Source organism: Flavisolibacter ginsengisoli DSM 18119, assembly GCF_900129295.1.
In the GTDB taxonomy this organism is placed as follows: domain Bacteria; phylum Bacteroidota; class Bacteroidia; order Chitinophagales; family Chitinophagaceae; genus Flavisolibacter; species Flavisolibacter ginsengisoli.
In genome coordinates this window covers 1-19783 of sequence record NZ_FQUU01000026.1, presented here as the reverse complement: position 1 = coordinate 19783, position 19783 = coordinate 1, and the positions used below count along the sequence as shown (strand labels likewise).

General features: G+C 41.3%; 22 protein-coding genes. 11 read left to right on the top strand and 11 right to left on the bottom strand.

Annotated features, from left to right (window positions below; translation table 11 throughout):
- The first annotated feature begins 93 nt into the window (after positions 1 to 93).
- The 6 genes from BUA53_RS19805 (at position 94) to BUA53_RS19780 (ending at position 7325) form a co-directional block, all read left to right on the top strand.
- Positions 94 to 1143 (top strand): VWA domain-containing protein, encoded by a 1050-nt coding sequence (locus BUA53_RS19805; RefSeq protein ID WP_072837136.1) that lies wholly within the window; start codon positions 94 to 96, stop codon positions 1141 to 1143.
- Complete coding sequence (locus BUA53_RS19800) at positions 1140 to 1727, top strand: tetratricopeptide repeat protein (RefSeq protein WP_072837135.1); 588 nt, start codon at positions 1140 to 1142, stop codon at positions 1725 to 1727. The genes BUA53_RS19805 and BUA53_RS19800 overlap by 4 nt, the downstream gene beginning before the upstream one ends.
- Positions 1728 to 1850: 123 nt before the next feature.
- Complete coding sequence (gene ispG / locus BUA53_RS19795; RefSeq protein ID WP_072837134.1) at positions 1851 to 3896, top strand: (E)-4-hydroxy-3-methylbut-2-enyl-diphosphate synthase; 2046 nt, start codon at positions 1851 to 1853, stop codon at positions 3894 to 3896.
- Positions 3897 to 3898: 2 nt separating this feature from the next.
- The gene (locus BUA53_RS19790; protein ID WP_072837133.1) at positions 3899 to 4675 is read left to right on the top strand and encodes a hypothetical protein; all 777 of its coding nucleotides are present in this window, start codon (positions 3899 to 3901) and stop codon (positions 4673 to 4675) included.
- 78 nt (positions 4676 to 4753) lie between these two features.
- Entirely contained in the window at positions 4754 to 6352 is a 1599-nt protein-coding gene (gene nadB / locus BUA53_RS19785; RefSeq protein WP_072837132.1) for an L-aspartate oxidase, read from the top strand.
- Complete coding sequence (locus tag BUA53_RS19780) at positions 6297 to 7325, top strand: lysophospholipid acyltransferase family protein (RefSeq protein WP_317041279.1); 1029 nt, start codon at positions 6297 to 6299, stop codon at positions 7323 to 7325. Before nadB ends, BUA53_RS19780 begins: the two co-directional genes overlap by 56 nt.
- A 59-nt stretch (positions 7326 to 7384) precedes the next feature.
- On the opposite strand, the gene BUA53_RS19775 is transcribed toward BUA53_RS19780, so the two are convergent.
- From BUA53_RS19775 to BUA53_RS19750, 6 genes are all read right to left on the bottom strand, one after another.
- Positions 7385 to 8794, bottom strand: coding sequence for an MBL fold metallo-hydrolase (locus tag BUA53_RS19775; RefSeq protein WP_072837130.1), 1410 nt, complete (start codon positions 8792 to 8794; stop codon positions 7385 to 7387).
- A gap of 65 nt (positions 8795 to 8859) precedes the next feature.
- Positions 8860 to 9192, bottom strand: coding sequence for an ArsR/SmtB family transcription factor (locus BUA53_RS19770; protein ID WP_072837156.1), 333 nt, complete (start codon positions 9190 to 9192; stop codon positions 8860 to 8862).
- Positions 9193 to 9278: 86 nt separating this feature from the next.
- Positions 9279 to 9950 carry a tRNA (adenosine(37)-N6)-threonylcarbamoyltransferase complex dimerization subunit type 1 TsaB gene (gene tsaB, locus BUA53_RS19765; protein ID WP_072837129.1) on the bottom strand — a complete coding sequence of 224 codons (672 nt, stop codon included), beginning with the start codon at positions 9948 to 9950 and terminating at the stop codon, positions 9279 to 9281.
- 56 nt (positions 9951 to 10006) lie between these two features.
- Entirely contained in the window at positions 10007 to 10216 is a 210-nt protein-coding gene (locus BUA53_RS19760) for a hypothetical protein (RefSeq protein WP_072837155.1), read from the bottom strand.
- Between the two features lie 93 nt (positions 10217 to 10309).
- Complete coding sequence (locus BUA53_RS19755; RefSeq protein WP_072837128.1) at positions 10310 to 10672, bottom strand: hypothetical protein; 363 nt, start codon at positions 10670 to 10672, stop codon at positions 10310 to 10312.
- 101 nt (positions 10673 to 10773) lie between these two features.
- Positions 10774 to 11592, bottom strand: a complete 819-nt coding sequence (locus BUA53_RS19750) for an N-acetylmuramoyl-L-alanine amidase (RefSeq protein ID WP_072837127.1) — start codon at positions 11590 to 11592, stop codon at positions 10774 to 10776.
- Between the two features lie 115 nt (positions 11593 to 11707).
- Between BUA53_RS19750 and BUA53_RS19745 the strand changes: the two genes are divergently transcribed.
- Positions 11708 to 12295, top strand: a complete 588-nt coding sequence (locus tag BUA53_RS19745) for a type 1 glutamine amidotransferase domain-containing protein (RefSeq protein WP_072837126.1) — start codon at positions 11708 to 11710, stop codon at positions 12293 to 12295.
- A gap of 58 nt (positions 12296 to 12353) precedes the next feature.
- On the opposite strand, the gene BUA53_RS19740 is transcribed toward BUA53_RS19745, so the two are convergent.
- Positions 12354 to 12953, bottom strand: a complete 600-nt coding sequence (locus BUA53_RS19740; protein WP_072837125.1) for a 2'-5' RNA ligase family protein — start codon at positions 12951 to 12953, stop codon at positions 12354 to 12356.
- A gap of 74 nt (positions 12954 to 13027) precedes the next feature.
- On the opposite strand from BUA53_RS19740, the gene BUA53_RS19735 reads away from it, so the two are divergent.
- The 3 genes from BUA53_RS19735 (at position 13028) to BUA53_RS19725 (ending at position 15015) form a co-directional block, all read left to right on the top strand.
- A complete protein-coding gene (locus tag BUA53_RS19735; protein WP_084080296.1) occupies positions 13028 to 13438 on the top strand; it encodes a LexA family protein in 411 nt (136 codons plus the stop codon).
- A gap of 293 nt (positions 13439 to 13731) precedes the next feature.
- A complete protein-coding gene (locus BUA53_RS19730) occupies positions 13732 to 14463 on the top strand; it encodes a DNA-formamidopyrimidine glycosylase family protein (RefSeq protein ID WP_072837124.1) in 732 nt (243 codons plus the stop codon).
- Between the two features lie 105 nt (positions 14464 to 14568).
- Complete coding sequence (locus tag BUA53_RS19725; protein WP_072837123.1) at positions 14569 to 15015, top strand: DUF1569 domain-containing protein; 447 nt, start codon at positions 14569 to 14571, stop codon at positions 15013 to 15015.
- 139 nt (positions 15016 to 15154) lie between these two features.
- Here the strand turns inward: BUA53_RS19725 and BUA53_RS19720 are convergent, their stop codons facing one another.
- A complete protein-coding gene (locus tag BUA53_RS19720; RefSeq protein WP_072837122.1) occupies positions 15155 to 15814 on the bottom strand; it encodes a hypothetical protein in 660 nt (219 codons plus the stop codon).
- Positions 15815 to 15914: 100 nt separating this feature from the next.
- Between BUA53_RS19720 and BUA53_RS19715 the strand changes: the two genes are divergently transcribed.
- Positions 15915 to 17126, top strand: a complete 1212-nt coding sequence (locus BUA53_RS19715) for a DUF763 domain-containing protein (RefSeq protein ID WP_072837121.1) — start codon at positions 15915 to 15917, stop codon at positions 17124 to 17126.
- A 57-nt stretch (positions 17127 to 17183) separates the two neighbouring features.
- Here BUA53_RS19715 and BUA53_RS19710 read toward each other — a convergent pair whose 3' ends face one another.
- The 3 genes from BUA53_RS19710 to BUA53_RS19700 form a co-directional block, all read right to left on the bottom strand.
- Positions 17184 to 18062 (bottom strand): OmpA family protein, encoded by an 879-nt coding sequence (locus tag BUA53_RS19710; RefSeq protein ID WP_072837120.1) that lies wholly within the window; start codon positions 18060 to 18062, stop codon positions 17184 to 17186.
- A gap of 180 nt (positions 18063 to 18242) precedes the next feature.
- Entirely contained in the window at positions 18243 to 18731 is a 489-nt protein-coding gene (locus BUA53_RS19705) for an asparaginase domain-containing protein (protein ID WP_072837119.1), read from the bottom strand.
- A 192-nt stretch (positions 18732 to 18923) separates the two neighbouring features.
- Complete coding sequence (locus BUA53_RS19700) at positions 18924 to 19160, bottom strand: glycine zipper domain-containing protein (protein WP_072837118.1); 237 nt, start codon at positions 19158 to 19160, stop codon at positions 18924 to 18926.
- Positions 19161 to 19783: the final 623 nt, after the last annotated feature.

Below are 19783 nucleotides of genomic sequence, written 5' to 3'. Positions count from 1 at the left end.
GCAATACCGGGTTCAGACTTGCGAAAACTAGGGGTTGACAGGTCAAATATGTATTTTAGCACATTCTTTGCCTTAAACCGAAAAACCTGATCCTTGAATCTTCAATTTCAATATCCTGAAGCTTTTTATTTACTGGGCTTTCTTTTCTTATTTATAGTACTCTATATATTTTACCAGTTCTGGAAGAAACGCAGCATCAAGAAAACCGGTGACCCGGTTGTTGTCAATAAACTGATAACCAATCATTCCCGCATAAAGACAGTACTGAAATTTTGCCTGGTGCTGATAGCTTTTGGATTAGGATGCATTGCCGTGGCTAATCCCAGGAAACCTGATGCTTCTTCTGCAGAGGCCCGTAAAGGCATCGATCTTGTTATTGCCCTGGATGTGAGCAATAGTATGCTGGCATCTGATATTGCACCTAACCGGTTGGCAAGGGCCAAGCAATTTATTTCCAAACTGATCGACAATCTGAAGGATGATAGGATAGGACTAATTGAATTTGCCGGTAATGCCTACCTGCAGATGCCACTTACATTTGACCAGTCAGCAGCCAGGTTATACGTTTCAAGCGCAGGCCCGGGTGCTGTTCCTACACAGGGAACCAGTATTGGAGATGCACTAAAAAAAGCTGAGATCGCCTTTGGCGAGGAGTCCGACCGATTTCGTTCCATTGTTTTAATAACTGATGGGGAAACGCATGATGAGGATGCCCTGGATAAGGCAAAAGAATTAGCCGGTAAAGGCGTTATGATCAATACAATTGGTATTGGATCTCCAGAGGGTACAACCATATTGGATACGGCAACGGGTGGACCCAAAAAAGACCAGGCAGGCCAGGTAGTCATTTCCAAATTGAATGAGCAGATATTGCAGCAGATAGCAACGGTTACCAATGGTACCTTTGTACACCTGGAAAGTGCAGAAGCGGCGGTAAAGACAGTAATGTCCCAATATACCGAGATCGATAAAAAGGCACTGGGTGATACTTCATTGTACACGTATCATAGTTTTTATGCCTGGCTGGTCGTTCCTATGCTTGGACTGTTATTAATAGAACTATTTATCCCTGACAGGAAGAAAACAATTACTCCAGGGAGTAAAAAAGCAAAAATTACGGACCCAATAAAAGCGAAGGCATGAAGCAGTTGATTTTAGCCCTATTGATATCATTTTCTGTTGCTAGCCATGCGCAAAGCGCCAACAGCTACATCATTAAGGGTAATAAATATTATACACAAACTCAGTTTGACCTGGCCGAAGGCCAATACAAAAAAGCATTATCAATAGACCAGGGGAATACAACAGCACAGTTCAACCTTGCCAATGCCCTTCAAAAGCAGAAGAAATATGATGAGGCAGTGCAGGTCCTGGAAAAATTATATAATGCCGGGCCTGAAACCAAACTGCGGTCTGCAACCGCCTACAACCAGGGAGTGGCATATACAAAGCAGAAGGAACTGGAGCCAAGCATTGAAGCTTATAAAAAAGCCCTCAGGTTAAATCCAAATGATAAAGATGCCCGTGAAAATTTGCAAAAGGCCTTGTCAGAATTAAAGAAAAAGCAGGACGAACAGAAACAAAGCCAGCAAAAGTCTTCCTCAAGTATGAGCCAGAATGAAGCAGAACAAAAGCTGAAGCTTTTACAGGAAAAGGAAAAACAATTGCAGCAAAAACTCCAGAACCAGAATAAGCAAAAGGGTGGCGGACAGGCCCAGGATTGGTAATTTTTACAAAAGTTCCCTATCAATCAGCTGTTTTATGACTTATCTAAGATTTCCGTCAGTTCTTTATGGATAAGGAAGCGATATTTTTGCTATTCATAAAATACTCCTGGAGGAGATCGTCTTATGCAGTTTTATTGCGAAAGTCTTACTGAATATAAACGGCTGGCAACGAGAGAAGTAAAAGTGGGAGATCTATTACTGGGTAATTACAACCCTATCCGTATCCAGACCATGACCACTACAGATACCATGGATACCATGGGCACGGTGGAGCAAACCATCCGGTGTATTGAAGCCGGGGCAGAACTGGTACGCATCACAGCTCCATCTAAAAAGGAAGCCGAAAATCTATTACTGATCAAAAATGAATTACGCAGAAGAGGATATACAACTCCCCTGGTGGCTGATATTCATTTCACACCCAATGCCGCAGAAATTGCGGCCAGGATCATAGAGAAGGTAAGGGTGAACCCCGGCAACTATGTTGATAAGAAAAAATTTGAGCTTATAGAATATACCGATGCTGATTATGCTGAAGAAATAGACAGGATCAGGGAACGCTTCACGCCTTTAGTGAAGATCTGTAAGGAATATGGCACTGCCATGCGTATAGGTACTAACCATGGTTCATTGAGTGATCGCATCATGAGCCGTTATGGGGATACTCCCATGGGCATGGTGGAAAGTGCTATGGAGTTTCTGCGTATTGCCAGGAGCGAAAGCTACCACAATATTGTATTGAGCATGAAGAGCAGCAATCCGCAGGTAATGGTTCAGGCATACCGTTTATTGGTCAGGACCATGTTTGATGAGTTCAATGAATGTTATCCCCTTCACCTTGGGGTTACTGAAGCCGGAGACGGTGAAGATGGAAGAATAAAAAGCGCTGCAGGTATTGGTACGTTATTGGAAGATGGTTTAGGTGATACCATCCGGGTTTCCCTGACTGAAGATCCGGAATTCGAGATCCCTGTTTGCAGGGATATTGTAAAACGTTATGCCAGCAGGAGTCAAGATACAATTGACCCGTTAAGCATTCCCAAAGTAGATAAGCTACCCTATAATCCATTTGAATATAAGAGAAGGGCAACTTTTCATGTGGGCAATATGGGAGGACACCAGGTGCCCGTAGTCATTGCAGATCTAAGCAAATTGACAACGATAACTCCTGCTGATCTCCAGGCGGTAGGTTACAGCTATGATGCTGTTACTGATAAATGGGGTATTTCTGATACGGCGGCTGATTATATTTTCACCGGGCATAATATCCTGGATTTTTCCTTACCCGGTACATTGAAGGTGATAGTTTATCCAGCTACCTGGATGATGATAGAAGACAAATCAAAATACTTCCCCATTTACGATGATGTTGGCTATACCCAGGCAGAATACAAAAGCAATGAATTGAATTTTGTAATGGTTGATTGTTTTCATGAGGCTGCAGTAATACCTGACCTTACTGATTGGGAATACCTTGATGCCATGGCCAATGATCCAAAGGTGGTGCTATGCCTGAGCAGCCAGAATCCTCATTCCATGCCGGCTGTAAGAAGGATGTTCATAGAATTGATGAACAGGGGTATTCAGAATCCTGTTGTCATTACAGTTGACAGCAATTGGAAAACAATGGATGAACACTTAATCCATTATGCATCGGAAGGGGGGGCATTGCTTTTAGATGGAATGGGTGACGGTGTTTGTTTTGGTATGACCACTGAAAGTTATAAACTACAGGCCTCCAGCCTGGAGGCAGTAAGTGGCCGCAACTATATACAGTCACAATCAGTGGAGCAATTCATTAACAATACTTCCTTCAGTATTTTACAGGCTACCCGTACACGCATTTCTAAAACAGAATACATTAGCTGTCCTTCCTGTGGAAGAACTCTTTTCGATCTGCAGGAAACTACAGCCAGGATCCGCTCAGTTACCAACCATCTCAAAGGTTTGAAGATAGCCATTATGGGATGCATCGTTAACGGTCCCGGCGAGATGGCAGATGCTGACTTTGGATATGTTGGAAGCGGACCTGGAAAGATCACCCTGTATAGGGGAAAGGAAGTGGTGAAGCGCAATGTGCCAAGTGAAATAGCCGTTGAAGAATTAATTAATCTTTTAAAAGAAAATGAAGCCTGGGTGGAACCCCAGCAGGTAATGCAAAATATATAACAATGAAAAAACTAACTGCTATTGTACTGCTTTTCTCTGCCTTTGTATTTTCAGGTTGCCTTGACACTGTAGAGGAACTTACCATAGCTAAAGATGGTTCAGGCACTTACAAAACAACTATGGACATGAGCGGCATGTTTGATATGATTGAAATGATGGCTGCAATGGATACCAGTGCCAACAGCCAGCTCAAAAAATTATCAGATAAGGATATTGACAGCACCTTCAACCTAAGTTCAGTAATGGACACTGCTGCAGGCGTAACTGAAGACCAGCGCCAGTTGTATAAAGGTGCAACAATCAGCCTGACTATGAAGCAAAAAGATAAAGTGTTCAAAATGGCTATGAACTACCCATTTAAAAAGCTGGAAGATGTGCAAAAGATCATTGAGCTGAATGCTTCAGGAAAAGGTGTAGATATATTCAATAAGGGGGAAAAGAAACAAGAAATTCCTCCGGGTATGGAAGATAAAGGCAGTATGCCTTCTATCAATAATTTCTTTGACATCACCTACAAAAAGGGACTGATAGAAAGAAAGCTGAATGAAACTAAATTGGAAGACCTTAAGAAAGATGAGAAGTATAGCCAGATGAAGAGTGCAGGGGATATGTTAGGCAGCATCACATATACCAGTATACTGCACCTGCCAAAGCCGGCAACTAAAGTGGAAGGAGCAATGGTAAAACTTTCAGATGATAAGAAAACAGTTACCATTAAATCTACCCTCGCAGACCTTTTTGATAATCCAAAGTCTTTAGGATTCAGAATTGAATATTAAAGCAGATATTGTTTTCGACCAATATATAAAAAGAGTTACCAAACAGTAACTCTTTTTATTTTGATATAATTTGCAGCCATGCAAACAGACTTTTTGGTGATTGGCTCTGGTATAGCAGGATTGACCTATGCATTAAAAGTAGCCCAGCATTTTCCGGATAAAAAAGTTACCATAATCACGAAAGCAACAGCGGATGAAACCAATACCAAGTATGCACAAGGTGGCATTGCCGTAGTGAATGACCTCGAGAAGGACAGTTTTGATAAGCATATCGAAGACACATTGATAGCTGGCGATGGTTTGTGTAATAAAGAAGTGGTTGAAATAGTGGTAAAGGAAGGTCCTGCCCGTGTACAGGAGATCATTGACTGGGGCGCACAGTTTGATAAAGATGCGGAAGGCGATTTCAAGCTGGGAAGGGAAGGAGGGCACTCGGAATTTCGTATCCTCCACCATAAAGATGTTACAGGCAGGGAAATGGAAAGGGCTTTATTAGATGCAGTTGAAAAAGCATCAAATATCGAGTTCATCAAGCATTGCTTTGTCATTGATATTATCACCCAGCACCACCTGGGGTACCTGGTAACAAAATCAACACCTGATATTAATTGTTATGGTGTTTATGTGTTGAATGCAAAAAATAACCGGATAGAAAAGATATTATCAAAAATCACCTTGCTGGCTACAGGTGGTAATGGCCAGGTGTACCGCACCACTACCAATCCTTCCATTGCTACCGGCGATGGTGTGGCAATGGTTTACAGGGCTAAGGGGCGGATAGAAAATATGGAGTTTATCCAGTTTCATCCCACAGCATTGTATGAAGCTGGCAAAAGAGGACAGGCATTCCTGATCACAGAAGCAGTGAGAGGCGATGGAGGTATTTTACGAAATATTAATGGTGAAGCCTTCATGGAACGCTATGATGAAAGAAAAGACCTGGCGCCAAGAGATATTGTGGCAAGGGCCATTGATAGTGAGATGAAGATAACCGGTACTGAAAATGTCTTCCTGGATTGCCGGCATATGGATATGGAAAAGTTTAAGGAGCATTTTCCCAATATTTATGAAAAGTGTTTGTCAATAGGAATTGATGTTGCTGTAAATATGATACCTGTAGCTCCTGCCGCTCATTATAGTTGTGGAGGCATCAAGACAGATGAATGGGGCCATAGTTCCATTCGTCATCTCTATGCCTGCGGCGAATGCTCCAGCACGGGTTTGCATGGGGCCAACCGCTTAGCCTCCAATTCTCTGCTGGAAGCTATGGTGTTTGCCCATAGGTGCTATGTGGATAGTGTGAGTAGTTATGAACAGGTTGAAAACCTGCCCGATATTCCTGACTGGAATGCCAGCGGCACATCAGAACCAAAAGAAATGATCCTGATCACTCAAAGCCTGAAAGAACTGCAACAGGTTATGAGTGATTATGTAGGAATTGTACGCAACAATGTTCGTTTACAAAGAGCCATCAGGCGTATAGACCTGCTGTTTGAAGAAACAGAAGGATTGTATCAAACAACCACTGTATCACCACAATTGCTGGAACTCAGAAATATGATTACCGTGGGATATTTGATCACCAAGGCAGCCAGCTTTAGAAAAGAAAGCAGGGGATTGCATTTTAATACTGATTATCCTTATAAATCTGATCTGGTTCAGAATATCGTGTTGTAATAGTTTAGACATAGAGAAACGAGGCAAAAGGGGAAGACAGGCTTTTAACGCCTTTTCTATTTTCTTCTTAACCCGGGCATCTATCTTTGCCTGCTTTATGTATTACGTTGTTTATGGCATTTTCTATTTATTATCACTGCTCCCTTTAAGAGTATTATATCTCCTGACGGATTTCTGTTACGCTATTATTTATTATGTGGCAGGATATAGAAAGGAAGTGGTAATGCAGAACCTCGCCATCGCTTTTCCAGAGAAAACTTTAGAAGAAAGAAAGAGAATCGCTAAACAGTTTTATAGAAACTTTACAGACTTCTTTGCAGAGACTATTAAGATATTTAGTGCCAGTGATGCTTTCTTGCATAAACATTTCGTCCCAGACCTAAGGGTTTTTGAGCGGTTAAAAGCGGAAGGTAAAAAATGCCAGGTTCACCTGGGGCACAACTTCAACTGGGAATTGGGATACCTGGCCTGTGTATCACAGATCAACCTCAGGGTACTGGGCGTATACATGCCTTTGAGCAGTTCTGTATTTGAACGTTTATTTGTAAAGTTGCGTACACGCAAGGGAGGTACACTGTTGCCTGCTACCAATATGCGAAACGCATTATTGCCTTACCGTAATGAACCTTACGCCCTTTTGCTCGTTGCCGATCAAAGTCCGCCCTATCCTCAAAACGGGATCTGGGTCAACTTCTTTGGACGCCCTACACCTTTTGTTCGTGGACCTGAGAATGGTGCAAGAATAGGCAATCTTCCTGTTGTGTTCTGCCATGTAAAGAAGATCAAAAGGGGACATTATAAAGGCTACTTTGACCTTGCGGTTGAAAATCCAGGATCATTGCCCAAAGGGGAATTGACAAAAATGTATGCACGGTTCCTGGAAGAAAAAATGAGAGAACAACCTGAGAACTGGTTATGGAGCCACCGCCGTTGGAAGTGGGATTGGAAAGAAGAATATGGACCAATATATTAAAGGGTCTTATAAAATAGGGCAGGCTTTCATATATATGCCTGCCCTATTAATTAGTTACATTAATTCAACACACTCTTTTCCTTCTCTGTCTTGATCTTCGGCTCTTCCTTGATTTTATTGAAGCCACCTACAATATTTCTCAGGTTATGTATGCCTTCACGTTTTAATAATGAAGTGGCGATCATACTCCTGTAACCGCCCTGGCAGTGTACATAAATATTTTGATCTTCTTCCAGCGAAGCAATATTCAATGGATCTGTTAACTCATTAACGGGTATGTTGAGTGCATCTTTTACATGTCCTTCAGCAAATTCCGCAGGCTTTCTTACATCAAGCACTACAAGCTTATCATCAAATGGAATGTCCATGGCCAACTCATCCGCTTCAATATTGATGATCATATCTGTTTCTTCACCTGCTGCTCTCCAGGCCTCAAAACCACCATCTACATATCCTTTTACATTGCTGAAGCCCACCCTGGCTAACCGGATGATTGTTTCCTTTTCCATGCCCGGTTCAGTAACGAGGATAATAGGTTTATCAAATGGGAGTAGACTACCTGCCCATTCTGCAAATCGGCCTTCAAGGCCAATAAATATAGAACCCGGGATATATCCCTGGCTGAAGGCCTCAGCATTGCGGGTATCTAATATGATCTCGTGTTCATCCACAGCTTTCTTTATAACTGCAATTGATAAGGGTCTTAAGCTTTGTTCTACCACGGCATCTAAACTTTCATAACCCTCTTTATTGATTTGCGCATTGATTGGGAAATAGTTAGGAGGCGCCACCAATCCATCAGTGACGGCATTGATAAATTCTTTCTTATCCTTTGCTTTTAAAGCATAGTTGTTTTGTTTTTCTTCCCCAATGGTACTGTAAGTGTTAGGCCCCAGGTTCTTGCCACAGGCACTTCCCGGGCCATGCGCAGGATACACAATAACATTATCTTCCAGGGGCATGATCTTTTTCTGCAAGCTTTCATACAGCATGCCGGCAAGGTCCTGCATAGTAAGTTCAGCTCCTTTTTGTGCCAGGTCAGGGCGTCCAACATCACCTACAAACAAGGTATCACCTGTAAATATGCAATGTGCGTCACCTTTTTCGTTTTTTAACAGGAAGCAGGAAGATTCCAGGGTATGGCCAGGTGTATGCAACACTTCAATATCAATATCGCCAAGTTTAAACTCTTCACCATCTTTGGCTATATGAACATCAAGTTTTGTAACTGTTCCGGGGCCATATACTATTGTAGCGCCTGTGGCCTTAGACAGGTCTATATGACCGCTGACAAAGTCGGCGTGGAAATGCGTTTCAAAAATATATTTAATAGTAGCCTTTCTTTCCAGGGCCAACTGTAGATAGGTATCAATGTCACGCAGGGGATCAATAACAGCAGCCTCTCCATTGCTTTCTACGTAGTAAGCGGCTTCGCTGATACAGCCTGTGTATAATTGTTTTATAAACATAAAAATTCCTTTGAGCGCAAAAATACTTGATTGCCCTCAAAGGAATTTGTTACTGTTAGGCAGTCTTACTTTAACAACTCCTGTACAATTGAATGTACCTGATCCAAACGATCATAATTCACTGAATAGAAAATAAACTTTCCATCACGAACGGTATTTACATACCCTGCTTTACGTAAAATAGCCAGGTGCTGGGAAGCAACTGACTGCTCCAGCCTTAGCTTTACGTAAATCTCCGTAACAGTCATTTTTCCATTCTGATGGATCAGTTTTAGAATTTGCTGGCGAAGCTTATGATTCACCGCACGTAAAATAAGTGCTGCTTTCTTCAGTTGAAGTACATCGATCTTCAGCTCTGAAGAACTGGCAACAGCAGTTTCCAGGATTACATTGTTCATAGACATTTCACTCTTGTTCAGTTATCACAAATTTATAAATACCTAACGCTTATGCAAATCAAATTAATATAAATCAATAATTATTATTAAGAAGGTTTAACAAAGGGGGTGTAAAATGCTTTGCCATAATAAGGTTCAGAATAAGCAAGATCTGCAAATTCATGTTTTTGAAATTGGCTGAAACTTAAGCCTGTCATATGTTTGGCATTTGCCTCCACGTTTTTAAAATAAGCATTAGGGTCCGTGGTCAGTGACTTGAATTTTTCACTTCCATTGCCGAAAAAAAGTATAGAGTTTGTTTGCAACAGTTCTTTAAAACTGTCATTTTCAAGAATAATATTGACCGGCGTCAAGATTTCAGAGAACGAATGATCATAAACTGCAGTAAAAACTTCCATTCTCCTGGCATCAATCATGGGGCATAAAAGATCTGTTGTAGTGTCCATTGCTGCAACAGCCATCATTTTTAATGTACCTACTGTTATCAATGGCTTTTGCAATGCATAGCACAACCCTTTGGCTGTTGCCATGCTTACCCTAAGGCCTGTATAAGAACCTGGCCCGGAACTGACTGCAATGGCATCAAGTTCCTGCAGGGATATGCCTGCTTCCTCCATCATTTCCTTTATAGCTACATGTATCCAGGAAGCATGATCCTTTTGTGAAGGGTTGATCTTTAACTTCAGCACTTCATCATCCTTCGAAAGGCAAAGGGAAGCAGAAACAACCGCAGTGTCAATATTCAATATATAACTCACGGCAGCAAGTTACTATTTGCACAGTTTATGTTCTGTTGAAGAAGTAAAAACAATTTTTAATTGACTGGTGGACGTGAATCATCCCGGGTTGTCCGGATAAGGCTAATCCCTGTAAAAAAGAATATGGCGCCCAATACCCCATAAACAATAAGGGCCTTTATTTGCCTTTCAGCGCCACTCGAATTCATAAAAATAGTGGCAAAGTAAATAAGACCTCCAATACCTAAAACTGTCAGGATCACCCCAAATGTTCTTTTTAAATTCATAGATTTCCTTTGCAGGTGTATTTGCAAATCAATTGCCATGCTATGAAAGTCCCTGGGTGTCCCATTAACCGGGCTATCCAAAATAGCTATATGCTAATTTTTAAGTGAGCCGACGATATCGGCTGTAGCCAGTTTTAAACCTAATTGCTGGTTTTCAGACAATGGGATAAGAATAGCGGGTGAACTATTTGCCTTTACCGTTCTGGCGAAAATGCCCTTTAAAGGACCAGAAGTGAAGAACACTCTTTGTGCTGTGGCACTGAACCGATATTCACCAGATTCATTGCTGTTGCCTATCTTATAATGCCCATCATCTATCAATTGAATATCCCCTTTATCCCACTTACCATTGTTTTTGATTACGGTTTCATACCGCCCCTGAGGTAGTGAATTGACCTGGGCATTTGTTACAAGTGTAACAAAAGAAAAGATGCATGAGAGTATAATTAATTTCATAGGTGATCGTTTACGGTTTCAAGCAGTAAGTTACAAATAAAAGGCCGGAAAAGAATCGTAAACTAACGAGGTCAGCTATGAAAAACTACGCTGGTATTGGTTTAGTAAAAGTTTTTAAAAAGAGTGTATAGCACTTTTTTATCCTCTGGCAGAAACACTTTGCTGGAGTCTATTTGCTCATATTTCCGTTTAAAAGTCTGGAAAACTGCCAAACTGTCCCTTGTATCATACCCAATCAGGCGTAAGGACTGTAACGTATTAAAGTCATCAGGTACAACTACAGCGGTGGTATCACTCCACCATATCCCATACCCACTATCAGCCAGTCTTTTCCATGGAAAATTAACATTTGGATCATTTTTCCGGGTAGGAGCAATGTCTGCATGACCTATGAAGTTGGCAGCCGGGATATTATAGGCCTTTTTAAGTCCGGATAAAATTTTCAGCAAACTGGTAATGGCTGGTTCTGAGAAGGGTTCAAAGCCATTATTATCTATTTCAATGCCAATGGATGAGGAGTTAATATCTGTATTGTTGCCCCACTTTGCCAAACCCCCATGCCAGGCTCTCAAATAATCGTTAAGCATATGATGAACTGTTCCATCCCTGCATATGACATAATGGGCGCTTACCTGGGTACGCGGCATAGTGAAAGTTTGAAGGGTCTGTGCGCAACTGTTTTGTGCTGTATGATGTATAACCACATAATTGGGCTTGCGTAAATTAAAGTTGGTGGTGCCTACCCAGTCTCCTGAGGATAAAGAATCTGTAAGAGGTGTTTGTTTCAGGATATTGGCATATTCCTTTGCCTGTTTTTTATAAGATTTATTGGTAGCTGCATAAGGACCGCGGTTACATCCCATGTATACTATGGCAGAGCCTATTGCTATCAAACAAATTATTCCTTTCAAATACTTCATATGCAAATTGTTAGGGTTGAAAGTACAGAAGATTTTAATTGGTTAAACAAAACCCCGGGTGGTTTGGTTTTTGAGGCCTGAAGAATATATCATTCACAATTAAAATTGATTCAATATGGCAAGAGATGTTACTGGCAAAAAAGTCGCCATCCTTACTGATACTGGCTTTGAAGAAGTGGAATTGACCAGCCCGATGAATGCATTGGAACAGGCTGGTGCCGTTGTTCATATAGTGTCTCCGCAAAAGAATAAAGTAAAAGGCTGGAACCACGACCATTGGGGTATTGAGCTCCCGGTAGATAAAAACCTTTCAGGTACAAACCCCGAGGACTATGATATGCTTGTCTTGCCTGGTGGTGTTATGAATCCTGATACATTGCGCCTGAATAAAGAAGCGGTATCTTTTGCACAACACTTCCTTGAACAGGGTAAGCCACTGGCAGCTATCTGTCATGGTCCTCAAACCTTGATAGAAACAGGTATGCTTGATGGGAGAACCATGACTTCCTATCCTTCTATTAAAACAGACCTGGTTAATGCAGGCGTAAATTGGGAAGATAAAGAGGTAATAGTGGATAATGGTTTAGTAACCAGCCGAAGTCCTAAAGACCTCGATGCCTTCAATAAAAAAATGATTGAAGAACTGGGTGAAGGGAAACATGCCACAACCGGCCAGTTCACACACTCTGATAAGAACTTTTAAAAAATAAGCATCCCGCCGAAGCGGGATGCTTTCTTATATATACAAAACCGGCAAACAACTATTGGTTAGTGGCAGTTGTGGCAAGGCGAAAAGAACTTACCACCCTGCTGGTATCATAGAGACCTTCTCTTTTCAGCAACACCAACTTTTCTACGGTGAAGCATTGACTAAAACTGCGTTGTGCATATTCCTTAACTGCTTTTTCATAGATACCTTCTGAAAGTCCGGATACTATTGCTAAATGAGGTTTTGAACTGATTGTAAGAGGTGGGCAGTTATTACTCTCAATAAAACTGCTGATCATCTTCAACTGGTTACCTATGTGAATGATAGGCATCGGATCCAAAATGCGTAAATAAATAGTATGTGGAGGAACACTGCTGAAATTGTTAAGACGTATTTCAAAACCGGAGTGCAACAGGCAAATGTTTTTTATCCATCTTACCAGCGTTTCTTCCAAGATCTCCTTTGCCTGGAAACGGGCTATAGATATATGAGGGTGACCTGTAAAATTGTTACCGGACATAAATGACTCCTGGAAAAACTGTTGTTCAGACCTCAAACTTTCATTGGTAGCTTCATCGGGTATAACAACCAGTTCATAATCAACCCATTCAGCGTGAGCAGCAAAGCCTGCAAATTCTTTAGCGTTTCTCATATGTGGATTCCTTTCTGTGCTATGCAAAAATATTTAGTATAAATTTACTAATTAATTTAGTCAAACCAACAGCAATGGATAAAAATACTTTCGTAAAGGAATCTTCCTTTCATCAACATTTTTCGCTTCTGACCCAATCGCAGGGCCAGGGTAACATTAACCCGGACAACAATTCATGGGGTGTCATAGATCTGAATGAAGCATTGGTAAAGAACAAGCAAACCACTTTCTTTTTAAGGGTCAATTGCAATGCGGTGAAAGATGCAGGTATCCAGAAAGGTGACGTGGTAATAGTTGACAGGGCATTAGCTGCAGGCGATGGTAAGGTTGTTATTGCTGTAATAGGAGGCGAGCTGCTTATCCGTAAATTAATGGTCATTGAAAAACGTATGCACCTGATAGGGGATAAGTTGGCACCACTGGTACTCAGCCAGGGTGATGCCTGCATCTGGGGGGTGGTTACTTATGTCATTCACAGCGTATGAACATTTCATTTAAAGTCAGCCCTTTCCATAGTATCTATTTCTTTTTTCAGCCGTTCATCAAAGGGTATTAATCTTTTTCCAGGAACCCTGGCCTTTAGAATAGCAATGCTTAAGACTCATAAATAAATTATGATTGCCTGGAATGACAACTGAAGGAAGTTGCAAGCGATGTGCTTTTTCTTCTTTTCCTTAGCTGCATAGTATTCTCAGCTTATGGACAATTGTCAAGGGTTTCTCCCCTGGCAAATCTTTGCATGGCTTAGTATTTGAATACCTATGTACTAAAATTTATTATGCCTGAAGGGCCTTCCCTTGTCATAGCAAAAGAAGAGATGCAGTTGTTTATTGGTAAAAAGGTATTGGCCGTAGCGGGCAATTCTAAAATAGAAAAAGAACGCATGCTCAATAAAAAGCTCCTGGATATAAAAACCTGGGGCAAACATCTTTTATTGTGTTTTAAAGGCTTTACCATACGTATCCATTTTCTCATGTTTGGCAAATACCTGGTTAATGATCAAAAGGAAACGGTGCCACGCCTTCATCTGCAATTCGCCAAAGGCGAACTGAATCTTTATACCTGCGCTGTCAGGCTAATAGAAGAACCCCTCGATGAAATATACGACTGGTCGGCAGATGTATTAAGTGATACATGGGATCCTGCATCTGCCAGGAAAAAATTAAAAGCGTTGCCGCATATCATGGTAACGGATGCCTTGCTCGACCAGATGATATTTTCCGGCGTGGGGAATATCATTAAAAACGAAGTATTGTACCGCATTAAGGTGCATCCCAAAACAAAGGTGGGCGATCTTCCTCCCAGGAAACTAACCGAAATGATAAAACAAGCGCGTCAATATAGCTTCGATTTCCTGGAATGGAAAAAGGAATATACCCTTCGTAAGCATTGGCTGGCCCATACCAGGAAACTATGCCTGAGAGATGGAGATATTATTGTAAAGGAATACCTGGGGAAAACCCAAAGACGTACATTTTTTTGCAATACCTGCCAGGTGCTTTATACGTAAACCTCGCCGGTTTAAAAATTCAACTGCTACTTTTCTTTTTACAGCTGTGAATACTGTTTTGGCAATATTCTGCTGTTTCGTAACTTAATATATTATTCTCCTGCTATGGATAATTTATTTGAACCAACAACTGCTGATGTTGTCATTTCACGTCTTGAAAAAATTCAACTTACAACACAGCCCCGGTGGGGTAAAATGAATGCAGCTCAAATGATGGCTCACTGCCAGGCCACCTTCGAAGTGTTCTTTGGCGAGAAAAGATTAAAGCGTGGGCTACCAGCTATTTTATTCGGTAAGATGGCCAAAAAGAAATTATTTATAAATAAGCCCTGGCCAAAAAATTTGCCCACCGCAAGGGAATTTAAAATTGCAGACCAAAGAGATATGCTACAGGAAAAGGCAAAACTGGTTAGCCTGATCAAACGTTTTTCCACTGAAGGTTATATGATCACTGAAACCATTCACCCTTTCTTTGGTAAAATGAGTTCGCAGGAGTGGGCCATGTTTGCTTACAAACATTTAGATCACCACCTCACACAGTTTGGAGCCTGACTTAATTGCATTGCATTGGGAAGTGTAATAGGGTAATGATTACAAACAATTTTGAAAGGTTAAATAATCCTTCTGGTTTAATTACAGGTGAAATATTATAAATGCGCCACAATCCAGTGGCGCATTTATAAGAAGTATTCTAAGAGGACTTACCGGTTTTAAGTTCTTCCAGTTTCTTTTGTTCTGATTCAATAGTCTTTTGCTGATTTTCCTGGTCCTGCTGGTTCTTTTTCAGGTCAGATTGCAATTGTTCTATTTTCTTATTTATTGATTTTTCATCATCCTGTAATTTGGTCAATTTCTTTTGGGCGTCTTTCAGTGTATTTTCCTGCGCTTTTATGTCCAGGTCTAGTTTATATCCTGCAGATTGTTCAAGAAATCCATTCAGGAATTGCTGGGCTGCATTGTAGTCCGAACCTGAATTAATAAATCCCTCACTGCCCTTGTTGACCAATAAATAAATAATGGATTTGTCCTTCTGTTTCCTGCTTTTGGGTTCTACCTTAAAGTACAGGTCCACCGGCTCGTTGCTTCCCTGCAGTCGTACCCCCTTGAAGGTATAGTAGCCATTGATCTTATTGTTCTTCCAGAAAAGACTTCCTTTTGTTTCAGGCTCGTAACCCGTCTTTTTTAAATTCGTCACAATAAAGCCCTGGGATACATCTTCGGTATAGGGCAGTTCTATCATTAAAGCTGGCTGGTCGCTTTTATTATAGCTGACCGTAGTTGGGGAAGATTGTGAAAAAGCTATATGACAGGTGGCTAGTAAACAGATAATAAACGCAGTTAAATTTTTCATTCTACACTATTTTGATTTTGTAATTTAAACAACATTTTACTATTTCGGTATTAACAGTTTGTAGCCTTCATCCAGGCACTGATTTGGTACCTTTAACGCTATGAAGCGCAGTGGCTCAGCCGATCTTCCCTTACACTATGGCTATGTTCCTAAATGGCTTTATGAGCGCATGTCGAAACTTGGTTTGGCTATAACGGAATCCATAGTAGGTGAGTATGGTAAGAAAGAGTTTTTAAGCCGTATGAGTGATCCATTCTGGTTCCAGAGTTTCGGAGCCGTAATGGGCATGGACTGGCATTCCTCCGGTATAACTACCTCTGTAATGGGTGCATTAAAAAGGGCGGTTAATCCACATTCAAAAGAATTGGGCATTTATATCTGTGGAGGTAAGGGAAAATTTTCAAAACAGGCTCCCCAGGAATTGATAGGTGTTGGTGAACAAACTGGTTTGAATGCAGACGAACTGGTTCGCCATAGTAAGCTTAGTGCCAAGGTAGATAATACAGCTATCCAGGACGGCTTCCAGCTTTACACGCATAATTTTATTGTAAGCAACGAGGGCGATTGGAGCGTAGTGCAGCAAGGGATGCGTGAAGGTGATTCAATGGCCCGTAGGTACCATTGGCATTCAGCCCTGGTTCAGTCCTTTGTTGAAGAGCCGCATGCTGCCATTTGCGGAACAAACCAGGGACAGATTCTCAACCTTACTGCCATGGAAGCTGGTGGCTCACGCAATGGAATTCTAAGCATTTCGCGGGAAAAACCTGAACTCATGATGCAGGAGATACAACAACTGGTAATGCCTTCGCACCATGATGTCAGAAGCAAGGATGTTGACCTGCGCCGGCTGGGATCCATACTTTGGTTGGCACATGAGGCGCAGCCCAAAGATTTTGAAGACCTGTTATTATTGGAAGGAGTGGGTCCACGGACAGTTCAATCACTTGCATTGGTAAGTGAAGTGATACATGGCACTCCTTCAAGGTTTAAAGATCCAGCCCGTTTTTCGTTTGCGCATGGTGGTAAGGATGGACATCCATTTCCTGTGCCCACCAAAACGTACGATGAAGTGATCAGCACTTTGCAAAAAGCGGTGTATAAGGCAAAGATTGGGCAGACAGAAAAAACGGAAGCCTTAAAGAAATTACATGCCCTGGCTGCCCGTGCAGAAAAAGATTTTATTCCAACAGATAACCTGCAACAGGTGATTGAAAAAGAGATCAGTGAAAGCTGGAAGTATGGAGGTAAAACTGTGTTTGGCGATGCCAGGCCTCCTAAGCGTTCAAAAGGCGTGCAGTTACGATTATTTTAAAACTAATGTTTCAATATTCAGCATGAAAAAAGCCACCCTCAGGTGGCTTTTCATTTATTAAGGTTTTGTTCCCTGTGGCTTTTCCAGTAGTTGGAAGAACTGGTCAAGTTGTGGAAGTATTACAATGCGTGTGCGCCTGTTAGCGGCCTTACCCTCCGCAGTGTCATTTGTCTTTAATGGAATGTATTCACCACGTCCTCCTGCGGTCATACGCTTGGGATCAATATTGAACTTATTCTGAAGTATCCTGATCACTGAAGTGGCTCTTTTTACACTCAGGTCCCAGTTGTCTGCAATACAATTGTTTTTGATGGCTACATTATCCGTATGGCCTTCCACCATAAATTCTATCTCAGGCTTGCTGTTCAATACTTGTGCAACCTTGCCTAGTACTGTCATAGCCTTATCAGATACTTCCGAACTGCCGCTTTTGAACAGCATTTTATCTGAAATGGAGATAAACACTACTCCTTTTTCAACCTTGATCTCCACATCTGTGTCATTGATATCACTTAGTGCTCCTTTTAGGTTCATCACCAATGCCATATTCAATGAATCCTTGCGTGCAATGGCGCTCTGCAGGGATTGAATATAGCTATCTTTAGCACCTATGTTATCCAGTGATTTTTTAATGCTTTCAGCCTGCGAGCTGGAGATCACTGATAGATCCTTCAACTGGTTCAGAACAGTATTGTTGTTTTCTTTTAAAAAATCAACCTGTTTATTCAGTCCTGTGATCTCAGTTTCCAATAAGGCTTTGCGGCGTGAAGCTTCTGCTTCATCTTCACGGCATTTTCTCAGGTCATCCTGCACCTGCATATAAAAAGTATTCAGCTTGGCGTATTTATCCTGTTCGGCTTTTAAGGTCTTACGACTTACACAGGAAGTGAATACCAATACAGGCAGGCAAAACAAAAGAAGATGGCGAGGTTTCATAAAATAATGTTTAGTTGAATAATGGTAAACCTATAGCGAACTCTATAGTCAATTTCAGTTCAAAAATAGGGGCATTAAAATAAATACCCTAAGGAGCTAATCATACGCGGGTTAAAACTTCATTAGAAAGTATCACAATGAGTAAAATTTTAACTCACCCGGATAAACTTTTAACCTGGCTTATTTAAGCTCTTCAAAAACACCGGTTAGTTTATTCTTTCTAACGTTGTCAGCATGAAAATAGCGGCCGTTCATGGCTACATATACGCCTGTGGGCAGTGTTTGAACAAATGCCAAAGCACTTCCCAGGTTGAATAATCCGTCTGATGATCCAAACTTATAAGGTATCATGGCGCCTGTCAATACAATCGTTTTGTTTTTGATCTTTTTAGCCAGCAATTGGGCGGTTTCAGCCATGGTATCCGTGCCATGGGTAATAATGATCTTGTCTTCAGGACTTTTCACGCAATGCTCCGCCACCAGGTTGCGGTCATCATCAGTCATTTCCAGGCTATCTACCATCATTAATGTCCTGATCTCTACCGGGGCCAGGTTACGGCCAAGATCAAGCATCTCAGGTAAGTGAGAGTCGTTGAAATATAATTGACCTGTAAGTTCATTATATTCTTTATCAAATGTGCCGCCAGTAATTAAGATCCGGATGTTCATAGTAAATGATTGCGGTAAAATTAGGGAGAGAAGGGCATTTCATACCGATAACCCTTATAAAAGAAAAAACCATCCCCGGAATTTATCCAATGCATATTAGGTTTGGCAGGCAATAGCAAGCCGCTGAGCACCAGTTTAGTGCATGAAAAGACATTTGGTATGGTTATACTAAAACAGTTTAAACAGTACGGGTTACTGCGCTGCTTCTTTTTCCATGTTTTTTCCAATTACATATCCTATGGCAGCTCCAAGTATGGCTCCAACTATAAGCACAGTGTAATTATCACCGGCAGCAAAGAAGGCTACCAGTAATCCAAACACGGCAAATAAGATCGCCCAGGTTATTCTTCCTTTGGTTCGTTGCCGGGAAGGTATGTCAGATGGTTTGCGGTATTCATGATGTCCATGACGCTTGCGGCTTTGCGGCATATCTTTCTTTTTGGCAAAAGGTAATGAAAATCAAATGGATTTGCAATGATTTGCACCATGTAAGCACGATACACCCTGGTCGGGATGTCAAAAAGTCCTATCGAAAGCTACTATTTACCATCCCTTTGAACCCCAAGGGAATATCCTACTTAATGGTACCACACTAAAGCTGGTTTGTTACAAGCATAAACCGCCTTTGTAACGCCTCTTTAAAGAGCCGTTGCAGAGGCGTTACAAAGGCGGCACATAGGCGGCACATAGCCGTTACATAACACAAGAAGCGCAATGTGTAGTTCCAAAATAGGTTGACACTTTTTAATGTTGTTCCAATATTGGTTGTCATTTTAGCAGGTACACCATTTTTGGTTTACACTTTATTCCAGAATAAGTTTACAGTAGTTAATAATTAAGTTAGATAATTTTGTTTAGCAAGCCAAGCGGAGTGCAGCTCTGCTGGGGAGCATCTGCACAAGGAATAGCTTGCTCCGATAGCATAGTACCAACTTTTTGTTTAAGGAGGTTGGTACTTTTTTATTATGCGTTCGGTATATGCCTTAAAAAACCCAATACGCTTATAAATAAAGCCAGTTACCATCTTCTTATAAGTTTGCCACTGCCCTGGT

Bases quoted from the DNA above. Each gene is read 5' to 3' on its own strand.
- BUA53_RS19800 (WP_072837135.1), top strand. From the start codon at position 1,140: ATGAAGCAGTTGATTTTAGCCCTATTGATATCATTTTCTGTTGCTAGC.
- ispG (WP_072837134.1), top strand. From the start codon at position 1,851: ATGCAGTTTTATTGCGAAAGTCTTACTGAATATAAACGGCTGGCAACG.
- BUA53_RS19790 (WP_072837133.1), top strand. From the start codon at position 3,899: ATGAAAAAACTAACTGCTATTGTACTGCTTTTCTCTGCCTTTGTATTT.
- nadB (WP_072837132.1), top strand. From the start codon at position 4,754: ATGCAAACAGACTTTTTGGTGATTGGCTCTGGTATAGCAGGATTGACC.
- BUA53_RS19775 (WP_072837130.1), bottom strand. From the start codon at position 8,794: ATGTTTATAAAACAATTATACACAGGCTGTATCAGCGAAGCCGCTTAC.
- BUA53_RS19770 (WP_072837156.1), bottom strand. From the start codon at position 9,192: ATGAACAATGTAATCCTGGAAACTGCTGTTGCCAGTTCTTCAGAGCTG.
- BUA53_RS19760 (WP_072837155.1), bottom strand. From the start codon at position 10,216: ATGAATTTAAAAAGAACATTTGGGGTGATCCTGACAGTTTTAGGTATT.
- BUA53_RS19755 (WP_072837128.1), bottom strand. From the start codon at position 10,672: ATGAAATTAATTATACTCTCATGCATCTTTTCTTTTGTTACACTTGTA.
- BUA53_RS19750 (WP_072837127.1), bottom strand. From the start codon at position 11,592: ATGAAGTATTTGAAAGGAATAATTTGTTTGATAGCAATAGGCTCTGCC.
- BUA53_RS19745 (WP_072837126.1), top strand. From the start codon at position 11,708: ATGGCAAGAGATGTTACTGGCAAAAAAGTCGCCATCCTTACTGATACT.
- BUA53_RS19740 (WP_072837125.1), bottom strand. From the start codon at position 12,953: ATGAGAAACGCTAAAGAATTTGCAGGCTTTGCTGCTCACGCTGAATGG.
- BUA53_RS19735 (WP_084080296.1), top strand. From the start codon at position 13,028: ATGGATAAAAATACTTTCGTAAAGGAATCTTCCTTTCATCAACATTTT.
- BUA53_RS19730 (WP_072837124.1), top strand. From the start codon at position 13,732: ATGCCTGAAGGGCCTTCCCTTGTCATAGCAAAAGAAGAGATGCAGTTG.
- BUA53_RS19725 (WP_072837123.1), top strand. From the start codon at position 14,569: ATGGATAATTTATTTGAACCAACAACTGCTGATGTTGTCATTTCACGT.
- BUA53_RS19720 (WP_072837122.1), bottom strand. From the start codon at position 15,814: ATGAAAAATTTAACTGCGTTTATTATCTGTTTACTAGCCACCTGTCAT.
- BUA53_RS19715 (WP_072837121.1), top strand. From the start codon at position 15,915: ATGAAGCGCAGTGGCTCAGCCGATCTTCCCTTACACTATGGCTATGTT.
- BUA53_RS19710 (WP_072837120.1), bottom strand. From the start codon at position 18,062: ATGAAACCTCGCCATCTTCTTTTGTTTTGCCTGCCTGTATTGGTATTC.
- BUA53_RS19705 (WP_072837119.1), bottom strand. From the start codon at position 18,731: ATGAACATCCGGATCTTAATTACTGGCGGCACATTTGATAAAGAATAT.
- BUA53_RS19700 (WP_072837118.1), bottom strand. From the start codon at position 19,160: ATGCCGCAAAGCCGCAAGCGTCATGGACATCATGAATACCGCAAACCA.